The sequence below is a fragment of the Paenibacillus sp. 102 genome (genome assembly GCF_039549175.1).
Classification (GTDB): domain Bacteria; phylum Bacillota; class Bacilli; order Bacillales; family Bacillaceae_G; genus Bacillus_A.
In genome coordinates this window covers 781,019-794,969 of record NZ_JBCGHT010000001.1, presented here as the reverse complement: position 1 = coordinate 794,969, position 13,951 = coordinate 781,019, and the positions used below count along the sequence as shown (strand labels likewise).

General features: G+C 36.4%; 17 protein-coding genes. All 17 read left to right on the top strand.

The window, feature by feature from the left end:
* Position 1: 1 nt before the first annotated feature.
* The 17 genes from mtaB (at position 2) to AAIE21_RS04165 (ending at position 13,923) form a co-directional block, all read left to right on the top strand.
* Complete coding sequence (gene mtaB, locus AAIE21_RS04245; protein ID WP_343265599.1) at positions 2 to 1,354, top strand: tRNA (N(6)-L-threonylcarbamoyladenosine(37)-C(2))-methylthiotransferase MtaB; 1,353 nt, start codon at positions 2 to 4, stop codon at positions 1,352 to 1,354.
* Positions 1,355 to 1,497: 143 nt separating this feature from the next.
* Positions 1,498 to 2,163 (top strand): deoxyribose-phosphate aldolase, encoded by a 666-nt coding sequence (gene deoC / locus AAIE21_RS04240; RefSeq protein ID WP_343265598.1) that lies wholly within the window; start codon positions 1,498 to 1,500, stop codon positions 2,161 to 2,163.
* Positions 2,164 to 2,501: 338 nt separating this feature from the next.
* Positions 2,502 to 2,675, top strand: coding sequence for a 30S ribosomal protein S21 (gene rpsU / locus AAIE21_RS04235; protein WP_000048061.1), 174 nt, complete (start codon positions 2,502 to 2,504; stop codon positions 2,673 to 2,675).
* Between the two features lie 15 nt (positions 2,676 to 2,690).
* Complete coding sequence (locus AAIE21_RS04230; RefSeq protein WP_343265597.1) at positions 2,691 to 3,134, top strand: GatB/YqeY domain-containing protein; 444 nt, start codon at positions 2,691 to 2,693, stop codon at positions 3,132 to 3,134.
* A 106-nt stretch (positions 3,135 to 3,240) separates the two neighbouring features.
* Positions 3,241 to 3,537 carry a sporulation protein YqfC gene (yqfC, locus tag AAIE21_RS04225; protein WP_017150774.1) on the top strand — a complete coding sequence of 99 codons (297 nt, stop codon included), beginning with the start codon at positions 3,241 to 3,243 and terminating at the stop codon, positions 3,535 to 3,537.
* A gap of 136 nt (positions 3,538 to 3,673) precedes the next feature.
* Positions 3,674 to 4,873, top strand: coding sequence for a sporulation protein YqfD (gene yqfD / locus AAIE21_RS04220; RefSeq protein WP_343265596.1), 1,200 nt, complete (start codon positions 3,674 to 3,676; stop codon positions 4,871 to 4,873).
* 3 nt (positions 4,874 to 4,876) lie between these two features.
* Positions 4,877 to 5,836, top strand: coding sequence for a PhoH family protein (locus AAIE21_RS04215; RefSeq protein WP_343265595.1), 960 nt, complete (start codon positions 4,877 to 4,879; stop codon positions 5,834 to 5,836).
* Between the two features lie 246 nt (positions 5,837 to 6,082).
* Positions 6,083 to 8,227: an HD family phosphohydrolase gene (locus AAIE21_RS04210; RefSeq protein WP_343265594.1), complete on the top strand. Its 2,145-nt coding sequence runs from the start codon at positions 6,083 to 6,085 to the stop codon at positions 8,225 to 8,227.
* Entirely contained in the window at positions 8,224 to 8,694 is a 471-nt protein-coding gene (gene ybeY / locus AAIE21_RS04205; RefSeq protein ID WP_343265593.1) for an rRNA maturation RNase YbeY, read from the top strand. Before AAIE21_RS04210 ends, ybeY begins: the two co-directional genes overlap by 4 nt.
* The gene (locus AAIE21_RS04200; protein WP_343265592.1) at positions 8,691 to 9,044 is read left to right on the top strand and encodes a diacylglycerol kinase family protein; all 354 of its coding nucleotides are present in this window, start codon (positions 8,691 to 8,693) and stop codon (positions 9,042 to 9,044) included. Before ybeY ends, AAIE21_RS04200 begins: the two co-directional genes overlap by 4 nt.
* Before the next feature lie 103 nt (positions 9,045 to 9,147).
* Positions 9,148 to 9,546, top strand: coding sequence for a cytidine deaminase (locus tag AAIE21_RS04195; RefSeq protein WP_001085019.1), 399 nt, complete (start codon positions 9,148 to 9,150; stop codon positions 9,544 to 9,546).
* Positions 9,539 to 10,444, top strand: a complete 906-nt coding sequence (era, locus tag AAIE21_RS04190) for a GTPase Era (RefSeq protein WP_343265591.1) — start codon at positions 9,539 to 9,541, stop codon at positions 10,442 to 10,444. Before AAIE21_RS04195 ends, era begins: the two co-directional genes overlap by 8 nt.
* A 110-nt stretch (positions 10,445 to 10,554) precedes the next feature.
* Positions 10,555 to 10,698, top strand: coding sequence for a YqzL family protein (locus AAIE21_RS04185; RefSeq protein ID WP_000883923.1), 144 nt, complete (start codon positions 10,555 to 10,557; stop codon positions 10,696 to 10,698).
* A gap of 33 nt (positions 10,699 to 10,731) precedes the next feature.
* Positions 10,732 to 11,478 carry a DNA repair protein RecO gene (gene recO, locus AAIE21_RS04180; RefSeq protein ID WP_343265590.1) on the top strand — a complete coding sequence of 249 codons (747 nt, stop codon included), beginning with the start codon at positions 10,732 to 10,734 and terminating at the stop codon, positions 11,476 to 11,478.
* A 107-nt stretch (positions 11,479 to 11,585) separates the two neighbouring features.
* A complete protein-coding gene (gene ccpN / locus AAIE21_RS04175) occupies positions 11,586 to 12,218 on the top strand; it encodes a transcriptional regulator CcpN (RefSeq protein WP_026049141.1) in 633 nt (210 codons plus the stop codon).
* A gap of 29 nt (positions 12,219 to 12,247) precedes the next feature.
* Positions 12,248 to 13,060, top strand: a complete 813-nt coding sequence (locus AAIE21_RS04170; protein WP_241814800.1) for a pyruvate, water dikinase regulatory protein — start codon at positions 12,248 to 12,250, stop codon at positions 13,058 to 13,060.
* A gap of 404 nt (positions 13,061 to 13,464) precedes the next feature.
* Complete coding sequence (locus AAIE21_RS04165) at positions 13,465 to 13,923, top strand: YaiI/YqxD family protein (protein ID WP_343265589.1); 459 nt, start codon at positions 13,465 to 13,467, stop codon at positions 13,921 to 13,923.
* Positions 13,924 to 13,951 lie beyond the last annotated feature (28 nt).

The following is a 13,951-nucleotide window of genomic DNA, read 5'->3' as shown; positions in this document are numbered from 1 at the left end:
AATGGCAACTGTTGCGTTCCATACGTTAGGTTGTAAAGTAAACCACTACGAAACAGAAGCGATTTGGCAATTGTTTAAACAAGGTGGTTATGATAGAACTGAATATGAAAAGAAAGCTGATGTGTATGTAATCAATACATGTACAGTAACAAATACTGGAGATAAAAAAAGCCGTCAAGTTATTCGACGTGCTGTACGTCAAAATCCAGACGCTGTTATTTGTGTAACGGGATGTTATGCGCAGACATCTCCAGCAGAAATTATGGCGATTCCAGGTGTGGACATCGTTGTGGGTACGCAAGATCGTGAAAAAATGCTAGGATATATCGAAGAATATCGTAAAGAGCGTCAGCCAATTAATGCGGTCCGCAATATTATGAAAACACGTGTATATGAAGAATTAGATGTACCTTATTTCACTGACCGTACACGTGCATCTTTAAAAATACAAGAAGGTTGCAATAACTTCTGCACGTTCTGTATTATTCCTTGGGCACGTGGTTTAATGCGTTCTCGTGATGGAAAAGAAGTTATTCATCAAGCGCAGCAATTAGTGGATGCAGGTTATAAAGAAATCGTATTAACTGGTATTCATACAGGTGGATACGGTGAAGATATGAAGGATTATAACTTAGCTGGATTACTTCGCGACATGGAAGCTGAAGTGAATGGCTTGAAACGTCTTCGTATTTCTTCAATTGAAGCGAGCCAAATTTCAGATGAAGTAATTGAAGTATTAGATAAATCTGAAGTAGTTGTGCGCCACTTGCACATTCCATTGCAATCAGGATCTAATACGGTACTAAAACGTATGCGCCGTAAATATACGATGGAATTTTTCCAAGAGCGCTTAGATCGTTTGAAAGAGGCACTACCAGGTCTTGCGATTACATCAGATGTAATTGTTGGTTTCCCTGGTGAGACGGAAGAGGAGTTTATGGAAACGTACAATTTCATTAAAGAAAACCGTTTCTCTGAACTGCACGTTTTCCCTTATTCAAAACGAACAGGTACACCTGCTGCACGTATGGATGACCAAATTCCTGAAGATGTGAAAAATGATCGTGTTCACCGTTTAATTGAATTATCGAATCAGTTAGCGAAAGAATATGCTTCTCAATTTGAAGGGGAAGTTCTTGAGATTATTCCAGAAGAGACTTTCAAAGATGGTGATCGCGAAGGATTATATGTAGGCTATACAGATAACTACTTAAAAGTCGTGTTTGAAGGATCTGAAGAATTAATTGGTAAGCTTGTAAAAGTGAAAATTACAAAAGCTGGTTATCCATATAACGAAGCGCAATTTGTTCGTGTTCTTGAAGAGGATGTAAAAAAAGAATCAGCAAGTGCGTAATATGAAAGCATGCAAACGAAAAGGTTTGCATGCTTTTTTATTTGGGGGATAAGTTAAGATATGAAGTTGTAATATTTCATGCTATAATGCTAACCGTTATGGTTGTCAGACAACCGCGTAGTGAAGAAAGGAGCATATAAAAAATGAACTATGCAAAATTAATTGACCACACATTATTAAAACCGGATACAAAAAAAGCAGCGATTGTTACATTATGTGAAGAAGCAAAGAAACATGACTTCGCATCTGTATGTGTAAACCCTACTTGGGTTGAAACAGCAGCTGAATTATTAAAGGGTACAGATGTAAAAGTTTGTACAGTGATCGGATTCCCACTTGGGGCAAATACACCAGAAACAAAAGCATTTGAAACAACAGATGCAATTGCGAAAGGTGCAACGGAAGTTGATATGGTAATTAACATTGGTGCGTTAAAAGATAAAAATGATGAATTAGTAGAGCGCGACGTTCGTGCGGTTGTAGAAGCTGCAAAAGGAAAAGCGCTTGTAAAAATTATTATTGAAACATGCCTATTAACAGAAGAAGAAAAAATTCGCGCTTGTGAATTGTCTGTAAAAGCAGGCGTAGACTTTGTGAAAACATCAACTGGCTTCTCAACGGGCGGGGCAACAGTAGAAGATGTAGCATTAATGAGAAAAACAGTCGGACCAGAAATCGGTGTAAAAGCTTCAGGTGGTGTTCGTAACGGACAAGACATGGATGCAATGATAGAAGCGGGAGCAACGCGTATCGGTACAAGTGCAGGCGTAGCCCTAGTAAGTGGAAAAACAGCAACAACTGATTATTGATTTAAAAGCGGAAGTGCCCTGTTTAGACCCGACTGGTAAAGGTTCTTTCGTACAGAAAGCGTTTTTTGCTTTCTTGTGCGGAGCCTCTCTCCCATCTAAAAGGAATGGTTTTATGTCGATCTTTCAATCTGTATTTATATAAAATATACAGCAGTTATAATACACAATTAGAACGAATTTATGTAGAACCCGAGCATCTACTCTTCTTTTATTCTGTCAAATAGTTGACCTGAAGTGATAAAATGTATTATAATCGTAAAAGACATGCTGAAGAAGTGTTTCTTTTTGCATGCTGAAGTTAGTATGTAAGTGTGATGTTTCGGAGGGAGGGAAAGAGAATGTCAAAAACAGTCGTTCGTAAAAACGAGTCTTTGGAGGATGCACTTCGCCGTTTTAAAAGATCGGTTTCTAAAACTGGTACACTTGCTGAAGCAAGAAAGCGCGAGTTTTATGAAAAACCAAGTGTAAAACGTAAGAAGAAATCTGAAGCGGCAAGAAAGCGTAAATTCTAAGAGAGGGTGTAAGTTATGAGTCTTCTCGGTCGTTTAAACGATGATATGAAACAAGCGATGAAGAATAAACAAAAAGAAAAATTAACCGTCATTCGTATGGTTAAGGCTGCTTTACAAAATGAAGGTATTAAACTGCAACATACTCTTACTGAAGAAGAGGAATTAACAGTTTTAGCTCGTGAAGTAAAACAGTATAAGGACTCCCTCCTTGAATTTAAAAAAGCTGGTCGTGAAGACCTTGTTGATAAACTGCAAAGTGAAATTCAGATTTTAAGCGCATATTTGCCGGAGCAATTAACAGAGGAAGAACTAGCGAATGTAATTAAGCAAGTTATTTCTGAAGTTGGAGCTGTTTCTAAAGCAGATATGGGTAAAGTGATGAGTGCTGTTATGCCGAAAGTAAAAGGTAAAACAGACGGATCACTAGTGAATAAGCTGGTTACACAGCTATTAGCATAAAAAAGCGTCTCATGAGAAATGAGACGTTTTTTTATGCTTTTTTCTGTTTGGACGTGATATTACAGGCTCTTTTTTCATACATATGGGATGAGAGGGGGTCTTGGAGATGAAGAAATTAGTGCAAATGAAAAATTGGCTAACGAAGCAAATAGACATACCAGTGGATGTACTAATGGATCTACCTCGTATTACCCTTGTCGGGCAAGTACATATTTATATAGAGAATCATCGAGGGTTATTAGTATTTACAGATAAAGAAGTGCGGTTGTTATTAAAACATGGTCAATTATTAATAAAAGGGCAATCATTTGTTATTAAAACAATTCTTCCAGAAGAGCTTTTGCTTGAAGGAATTATTGAACAAGTGACGTTTTTAGAAAATGAGAAGAAGGATAAATCATAATGAAACTTCCGTTCGTGAAGTTTTCCTTCTTATTTCGTTTCGTACGAGCTATTTGAATGATAAAAGGTGAGGAAAGCACTGGTTAGAATAATGACGTAACACTTGTGCTTTTTGAGAAAGGTAGTGAAGGCGAACGATGAAAAATCAATGGTTTATGCGGTGGGTTGGATATGTAAAAGTTCGAATTGAAGGTAGAGGAGTGGAACGTTTCATTAATGAGTGTGTGCGCAGAAATTTGCTTGTATGGGATGTAAAGAAGATTACAGAAGATACATTAGTATTTTGTATGTTGCTTCGTGATGTAAAGCGACTGAGACCGATCTATCGAAAAAATGAATGTAAGCTATACTTTATTGGGCGTTTCGGTTTTCCGTTTTGGAATAAGCGTTTGCTCAAGAATAGTGGATTTCTAATTGGATTTCTTATCTTTTTTTTCGGTATGATTGCTTTATCCAATATGGTCTGGAAAATCGAGATTACAGGGGCGAAACCGGAAACAGAATATATTCTTATGAAAGAATTGGACAAAATGGGCATTAAAAAAGGAAGGCTGCAATTTCAAATGCCGAGTGTAGAGGATGTTCAGCGCCATTTAACGGATAATATTAATGCAATTACATGGGCTGGCTTAGAGATAAAAGGGACAACATATCATTTTAAAATCGTTGAAAAAAATGAACCGGAAAAGGAAAAAGAGCGAAAACCACAAAATTTAATTGCCAAAAAAGAGGCGATAATTACAAAAACATTTGTGGAAACTGGAAAACCAGTTGTAATGAAAAATGATTATGTGCAAAAGGGACAACTTCTTGTGTCGGGGATGTTTGGAAAGGAGGATAATCCAACAATTGTTTCTGCTAAAGGGATTGTATATGGAGAAACGTGGTATGAATCAGAGGTAACAGTTCCTTTAAAAACAACCTTTCAAGTGTATACAGGAAATTCATATAATGGGCATTATCTTCGTCTTGGAAGTGTTAAAATAAAAATATGGGGATTTCAGCATGATAAGTATAAGCGATCTCGTACTGAAAATGTCAAACATGATGTGAAACTGTTTGGTTTTACATTGCCTATTTCTTATGAAAAGGAAATTGTGCGTGAAGAGGAAGAAGCGAATCGTGAATATACAGATAAACAAGCAATACAAGTAGCGAAAGAAATGGCTGAAAAAGAACTGAAGAAAAAACTGGATGAACATGCTATGATTGTAAGTGATAAGATTTTGCATAAAGAGGTTGAGGCGAATCATCTAAGAATAACATTACATTATACAGTGATTGAAAATATTGCAGAGCCACAACCGATATCTGAATCCGATATTCAAGGAGACTGAGTAATGGCAGAACAATTAGTAGAAATGAATCAACAAGTGGAAAATCATAATGAAGCAATTGCTCTATTTGGAGTGAATGATGCACATTTAAAAGTAATTGAACGAGAACTTGCTGTATCTATTATAACGCGAGGGGAAGCTGTTCGTGTATCTGGAACAGATGAAGCGGTGGCGCTTGTTGAAAAAACCTTACAGCAATTACTTGCTGTTATTCGTAAAGGTGTATCAATCTCTGAACGAGATGTTGCATATGCAATTCAGCTTGGTCGTCAAGGGAAAATAGCTCATTTTGAAGAGTTATACGAAGAGGAAATTTTTAAAACAGCAAAAGGTAAATCCATCCGTGTAAAGACGATGGGCCAAAGGCAGTATATTCATGCGCTGAAGAAGAATGATATTGTATTCGGAATCGGGCCTGCTGGTACAGGGAAGACGTATTTAGCTGTGGTAATGGCTGTACGAGCTTTAAAACAAGGGTATGTAAAAAAGATTATTTTAACAAGACCAGCTGTAGAGGCAGGGGAAAGCTTAGGTTTTTTACCAGGTGATTTAAAAGAAAAAGTAGATCCGTATTTACGTCCTTTATATGATGCTCTCCATGATATTCTTGGGCAAGAATATACGCAACGTATGATGGAAAGAGGAACGATTGAAATTGCACCTCTTGCATATATGAGAGGGCGAACGCTGGATGATTCTTTCGTTATTTTAGATGAAGCTCAAAATACAACTGGTGCCCAAATTAAAATGTTTTTAACTCGCCTAGGTTTTAGTTCAAAAATGGTTGTTACTGGTGATCCATCTCAGGTTGACTTACCAAAGGGTGTGAAATCAGGGCTTTCAGTTGCTGCGCATGTTTTATCAGGTGTATCGGGGCTTTCGTTTGTTAAATTAGACCAGTCTGACGTTGTAAGGCATCCACTTGTGCAGCGGATTATCGAGGCATATGATAAAATGGAATGATCCTATCTGTAAGGATCATTTCTTTTTGTATGATAGAGGTAGATGAAAGGGTTGGCGAATAGCCTATTTTTTACTATCATTAAAGGGTGGACAAGTATATTTATTTACGTATGAATGTGCAGTGCAATTTAGAAGCCTGTTCATAAAAGGCCCGATTGGTGAGGGTTAATAATTAGTAGGAATGAAGAAAAAAACCCACTGATTAAAGTTTCACTTTATGTCTGGAGAGGAGAAGGTATTGAAATCATGTCAAGATCTCAAGAAATTTCTAGGTGGTTTCGTAACATACAACATTCGAAAAAACTAAGCTGGATTTCTTATATTTTATTAGGAGCGGTACTGTTTTTTGCACTTATGAACAATGTGAAACCAGAGCAACTAGATGTTAAAATGCTATCTATTTCTAAACAAACAATCCACTCTCCTATCAAAATCGAAGATAAAGTAACGACGGATAAAAAGAAGAGAGAAGCTGCTCAAAAGGTTGAAGACCAATATACATATCGAAGTGAATACAAGCAAAATAAAGTAGATATTGTAAACTCTGTCTTTGGTGCGATAGAAGAAGTGGAAGCTGAGACGAAGGTTGCCGGTCCTGATGAACAGAAAAAGATTTCTGCTGCGGAACGATTAGAAAAGATAAAAAAGAAATTACCTACGGATTTAACAAAAAGTTTATCTGATTCTGTACTGTTACAATTGGTAAATGCTGGACCGGATCAATTGACGTTGGCAAGAGATGCTGTTGTGACAGCAATCAATAATATTATGAGTACGCATATTAAGATGAATGAGGAAAATGAAGCAAAAGAGCGCTTTGTTAATGAAATACGTAATGTTAATGTGAATAGTGATTTAAAAGAAGCGCTTAACACGCTTGGGAAATATGCAATTGAAGCGAACTATTTTTATGATTCAGTTGCTACAAAAGAACAAAAACAAAAGGCGATGGATGGAGTAGCGTCAGTGCATATTTTGCAAGGGCAAATTCTTGTTAAAGAAGGCGACACAATTACAAGAGAAGTATATGATCAGTTGAAATTAGTTGGACTTCTTGAACATGGAAATACATTCCAACCATTTGTAGGATTAGCAATTTTTATTGGTGTGCTCTTATTCTTCATGCATAAACAATTTGAATCGTTTTTAAAATTGAAAAGAGAAGAAAAACCGTATATTTTAGCTTATACAACGATTGTAGCGATTACAGTTGTTTTGATGAAAATCATTAGTTTATTCCAAAAACTAGAATACGCTGGTATTGCATATATTGTTCCGGTTGCAATGGGAACAATACTTGTAAAGTTAATGATTGGCGATCGCTTCGTTTTTATTACAAGTATGATTTTCTCTGTATGCAGTAGTATTCTGTTTAACGAAGGTGTAACGAGTACACTGAACTATAGTGTAGGTATTTATGTTTTACTAAGTTCTTTATCTGTTAGCATCTTTTTGAAAGAAAAAAACCGACGTACGATGATTTTACAGGCGGGTATCCTTGTTTCTGTTTTAAATGTAGTTGTATTAGCTGCGTTATTACTCTTACGAAATGGTAATTTTTCACCACTTGAAATTGGCTCGCAGCTATTAATGGCGGCAGCTTCTGGTATTATTTCGTCCATTTTAGCTATGGGAATTTTACCATATTTAGAAAGTGGTCTTGGAATTGTATCGAGTATGAAACTTATGGAGCTTTCAAGCCCAAATCATCCGCTCCTTCGAAAAATTTTATTAGAAGCGCCGGGGACATATCATCATAGTGTTATGGTTGCTAACCTTTCTGAGGCAGCTTGTGAGGCGGTTGGAGCAAATGGAGTATTAGCGCGTGTTGGTGCGTATTATCACGATATCGGGAAAACGTTGCAGCCTCATTTCTTTATAGAAAACCAAATGGGAATTGAAAACCCGCATGATAAATTAGATCCTGAAATGAGTAGAGATATTATTATTGCTCATGTGACAAATGGAGTAAAGATGTTAGAAGAACATCATATTCCGCAAGAAATTATTGATATTGCAGGACAGCATCATGGAACGACATTACTTAAATATTTTTACTATAAAGCAATTAAAGAAGATAAAGAGAAATATACAGAGGAAATGTTCCGTTATCCAGGATCAAAAGCGACTTCAAAAGAGTCTGCGATTGTTGGGATTGCGGATAGCGTTGAAGCGGCAGTGCGTTCTATGAACCATCCAACACCAGAACAAATTAATAATTTAGTACAAAGTATTATAAAAGATCGTCTGCAGGATGGACAGTTTAGTGAATGTAATTTGACATTTAAAGAATTACAAATTGTTGGGAAAACTTTATGTGAAACGTTAAATGGTATTTTTCATTCTCGTATTAAATATCCGGAACCACCGGAAGAAAAGGTGACAGAATGAGTTTATTAATAGATTTTTTTGATGAAACAGAAGAAGTGAAAGAAGAATACTTGAATATGATTCGCGATTTGCTAGAGCAAGCTGCACGAATCGAGAACGTAGAAGATGGAACAGAGCTTTCTGTTACATTTGTTGATAATGAACGTATTCAAGAAATTAATCGTGATTATCGCGATAAAGATCAACCGACAGACGTTATTTCTTTTGCAATGGAGGATATGGGAGAAGGCGAGATAGAAATCGTTGGCGTGGAAATGCCGCGTATGCTAGGGGATCTTATTATTTCCATTCCAAGAGCGAAAGAACAGGCTGAAGAATATGGACATTCCTTTGATCGAGAGCTAGGGTTTTTAGCGTTACATGGATTCTTACATTTACTTGGTTATGATCATATGACAGATGAAGATGAAAAAGAGATGTTTGGAAAGCAAAAGGAAATTTTAGAGGCATTTGGATTAGGTAGATGAAAAAAGGAAAACTTATAAATAGTTTTGGATATGCTATAGCTGGTATATACTTTTGTCTTCGTCACGAACGAAATATGAAAATTCATTTTTTAGCCGCAGTTATTGTTATATGCTGCGGCTTTTATTTCCATGTAACGATAACTGAATGGCTCATATTACTCATTATAATTGGGGTTGTAATGAGTTTGGAAATGGTTAATACAGCAGTTGAAAAAACAGTTGATTTAGCGACAGCAGATTTTAAACTATTTGCGAAAATTGCAAAGGATGTAGCAGCTGGTGCAGTGTTATTATTTACTGTTATAGCTGTTATAATTGGTGCTATTATCTTTTTACCTTATATGGTATAGTTGCATTCCGAAGCTTTTGTTATGCTTTGGTAGCGTTAAGAACGCCGTTAATAAAAGTTTCATTTTATCTTTTCGCAATTGTGAATGGGAAGGATGCGAGAGCATGAACAGCAAAGAGTTAATTCAAGAAGCAATCGAAGCGCGCAAGCAGGCATATGTACCATATTCTAAGTTTCAAGTAGGTGCAGCGTTATTAACGGAAGATGGAAAAGTATACCGTGGATGTAATGTTGAAAATGCATCATATGGATTATGTAATTGTGCAGAAAGAACAGCTTTATTCAAAGCAATTTCTGAAGGAGATAAAGCATTTGTAGCCATTGCGGTAGTGGCGGATACGAATCGTCCAGTACCTCCTTGTGGAGCGTGTCGTCAAGTTATGATAGAATTATGTAAACAGGATACGAAAGTATACTTATCAAATTTACATGGTGACATTCAGGAAACAACAGTGGGTGAATTGTTACCAGGAGCATTTTTAGCGGAGGATTTACATGAATAGAAAAGGTTATAAATCAGGTTTTGTCTCTATAATTGGAAGACCGAATGTTGGAAAGTCTACATTTTTAAATCGTATTATTGGTCAAAAAATTGCAATTATGAGTGACAAGCCACAAACAACTCGTAATAAAATTCAAGGTGTATACACAGAAAATGATTCACAAGTCATCTTTATTGATACGCCAGGAATACATAAGCCAAAGCATAAACTAGGCGATTTTATGGTGAAAATGGCACAAACGACATTAAAAGAAGTTGACATTGTATTATTTATGGTCAATGCAGTTGAAGGGTTTGGTCGTGGTGAAGAGTTTATCATTGAAAAACTAAAAGAAACAAAACAACCGGTATTCTTAGTAATCAATAAGATTGACCAAGTTCACCCAGAACAATTGCTAGAATTAATCGATCAATATCGCAAGCTACATGAATTTGCAGAAATTGTACCGATTTCTGCATTGGATGGTAATAATGTTGAGGCGTTAATCGGAGCGATTAAAAAATATTTACCAGAAGGACCGCAATACTATCCAGACAACCAAGTAACAGATCATCCGGAGAGATTTATTATTGCAGAACTGATTCGTGAAAAGGTGCTTCATTTAACACGTGAGGAAGTACCACATTCAGTGGCGGTTGTAATTGATGCAATTCAAAAGCGTGAAGGCGGAGCGGTCTATGTAAATGCAACAATTATTGTAGAACGCCCATCACAAAAAGGAATTATTATCGGGAAACAAGGGAAGATGTTAAAAGAAGTTGGGAAGCGAGCTCGTTTTGATATTGAAGCACTTCTCGGTTCGAAAGTATTCTTAGAAGTGTGGGTAAAAGTCCAAAAAGATTGGCGTAATAAAATGTCACAGCTTCGCGATCTTGGTTTCCGTGAAGATGAGTATTAATAGAAATTAGGAAAAATTTTTCTCACATGAAAATGGACAAAATGGGTCATTTTAATAACAACAAAAGAAATTGGTTTATATGCTACGCTTACTGAGAAAGGTGGATTCTTATGCTAGATTTTACCTGGAAGTTTTTCTCCAAGACAGGAAGCATTGAGACGTATTTGCTTTTGAAGGAAATGGAAAAAGACGTAAACGATGAGATGGATCAACATGACGAGGAGCTAGCGCATCTAGATTCTCCAATTTCGTGACCCGTTTTGTTCAAACCTTGGATGGTGACGAACATGTTTCAAAAAGTTGAGGGAATTGTCATCCGGACAACAGATTACGGAGAAACGAATAAAATTGTTACGATATTCTCCCGTGAACTTGGAAAAGTAAGTGCAATGGCAAGAGGAGCGAAAAAACCGAAAAGTAGGTTAGCATCTATTTCGCAACTTATGACACATGGCCACTTTCTGATTCAAATGGGGTCTGGACTTGGGACTTTGCAACAAGGTGAAATAATTTCATCTATGAAAGAAATTCGTGAAGATATATTTTTAACTGCTTATGCATCATTTATCGTTGAATTGACCGATAAAGCAACTGAAGATAAGAAACATAATCCGTATTTATTTGAAATGCTATATCAAACGTTGCACTACATGTGCGAGGGTGTTGATCCTGAAGTATTGTCTTTAATTTATCAAACGAAAATGCTTCCAGTACTCGGGATGCATCCATACTTTGATACATGTGCAATTTGTCACCATGAAACAGATTTTGTCGCCTTCTCTGTCCGGGAAGGCGGTTTTCTGTGCTCGCGCCATGCAGAGCAAGATCCATACCGTATTCCGGTAGGAGAGGCTGTTCATAAATTGCTACGTCTCTTTTATCATTTTGATTTAACTCGCCTTGGCAATGTATCTGTCAAGGATGGAACGAAGCGGCAAATGCGTACAGTATTAAATACATATTATGATGAATACTGTGGAATCTATTTGAAATCGAGGCGTTTTCTTGAACAACTTGATAAATTTCAAATATAACGAGGACCATATACAGGTCCTTTTTACATACTTTCTTTTTCGAAAAGCATATTTAGTATATAATATTTAAGAGATAGTATAACTTTTTTCGTTGTGCATTGAAGGTGGTGATTATCATAGAACTGAATAAACGGCAAGAACATATCATTCAGATTGTAAAAGATCACGGTCCTATTACAGGGGAATCAATTGCGGCACAATTAAATTTAACGCGTGCAACGTTAAGACCTGACTTAGCGATTTTAACGATGGCAGGTTATTTAGAAGCACGTCCACGTGTCGGTTATTTTTATACAGGGAAAACTGGGGGACAGTTATTATCAGAAGCTGTTAAGAAAGTTAAGGTACAAGATTATCAATCTAGACCGGTCGTAATTGATAAAAATATTTCCGTATACGATGCGATTTGTACTATGTTTTTAGAAGATGTTGGTACTTTATTTGTTGTAGAGCAAGCGACGCTTTTAGTGGGGGTAGTTTCTCGTAAAGATTTGTTACGTGCAAGCTTAGGAAAGCAGGATTTAACATCGCTTCCGGTTAATATTATCATGACAAGGATGCCAAATATCGCAATGTGCCGTAGGGAGGATTCTCTATATGATGTTGCGATGGAATTAATAGAAAGACAGATTGATGCTGTACCAGTTGTAAAAGACACGAAACAAGGATTAGAAGTTGTTGGTCGAATTACAAAAACAAATATTACGCGTGCATTTGTGAATTTAGTAAATAATGAATAAGTGTAATTTGTTTAAAGTGAGGTAATGTAATGGATAATAAAATCGTATATGTCGTATCTGACTCTGTTGGAGAGACGGCTGATTTAGTTGTTCGAGCTGCAATGGGACAGTTTCCGTTCGCTCCGGATATTAGACGTGTACCCTATGTGGAAGATGCAGGGACATTAAAAGAAGTAATTTCAATTGCAAAGAGTAATCAAGCGCTTATTTGTTTTACGTTAGTGAAACCAGAAATGCGTCAATATATGCTAACGGAAGCAGCAAAAGAGGGAGTAGAGGCCTATGATATTATTGGTCCTCTTATCGATCAAATTGAGGAGATTACAGGACAAGTTCCAAGGTATGAACCTGGCGTTGTGCGTAGATTAGACGAAGAATACTTTAAAAAGATTGAAGCAATCGAGTTTGCTGTTAAATATGATGATGGTAGAGATGCGCGCGGAATTTTAAAAGCGGATATCGTTTTGATAGGAGTATCACGTACTTCAAAAACACCGCTTTCCCAATATTTAGCTCATAACAAGCGATTGAAGGTTGCGAATGTGCCGCTTGTACCAGAAGTGGATCCGCCTGAAGAATTATATCAAGTTGCAAAAGAAAAATGTTTCGGTTTGAAAATTACACCGGATAAGTTAAATCACATTCGAAAAGAACGACTGAAATCACTTGGGTTAAGTGATGGAGCAACATATGCGAACATCAATCGTATTAAAGAAGAAATTGATCACTTTGAGAAAGTAGTAAGTAGAATAAACTGTCAAGTTATCGATGTATCAAATAAGGCGATTGAGGAAACAGCAAATATTATTGTGAATGCAGTGCAAAACCAAAAAATGTTTTAGCACATTTACCAAAGGTGAATGTGCTTTTTTCGCTCGAGATAAAGTGAAACTTTAATCATTGTGTTTTTCATTTCCAATAATTATTAGTTCTAGCTAATCGGGCTTGTACGGGTGGTTTATCTCTCTTCTGAAATTTTATTTCTACTTGGATCTTGAGGTGGAGTAATACTAGCTATAAATAGCTAGATGAAATTTTAAAGGATATGTAGCGAAGTTAGAGAAAATATATTATAATAAAAAATTGTGATAAAAAGGTACATTTTACGTTTAGACTTTAATTTTTCAGAATAAACTAGGGATAGGATTTACGGAAAAGGTATACATTTACGTAAAATCGACAAAAATCCGGACAAGAAAACGCACATTATGGAAGGATTCACAGAAGGGATGTAGAATACAGAAATATGCAAAACATCAGTAAGATTCTAGTTGATGCAGATGCATGTCCTGTGAAGGATGAAATTGTGCGAGTTGGAACAAAATTTCATGTCGAAATTTTGTTTGTCACATCCTACGCCCATCGTTCGAGAAAACAGCAGGGAAATTGGATATATGTAGATTCTGAGCAAGATGAGGTGGATTTTTATATTTATAAACACGCCAAAGACTCAGATCTCGTGATCACACAGGATATGGGACTTGCTGGTCTTCTTGTAAAAAAAGGAGTATATGTATTATCTCCACGAGGTACATTTGTGACTGATGAGCAAATGGATACAATTTTATATAGTAGATATGTATCTGCGAAGTTACGCAGACAGGGGACCTATACAAAAGGTCCAAAATCATTTTCAATGCATGACCGACAATGCTTTTTAACAAATTTAGAAAAAATATTGTCGAATTATAAAGGAATCCTTTAATTTGTATCGAATACAAAATACGACACGG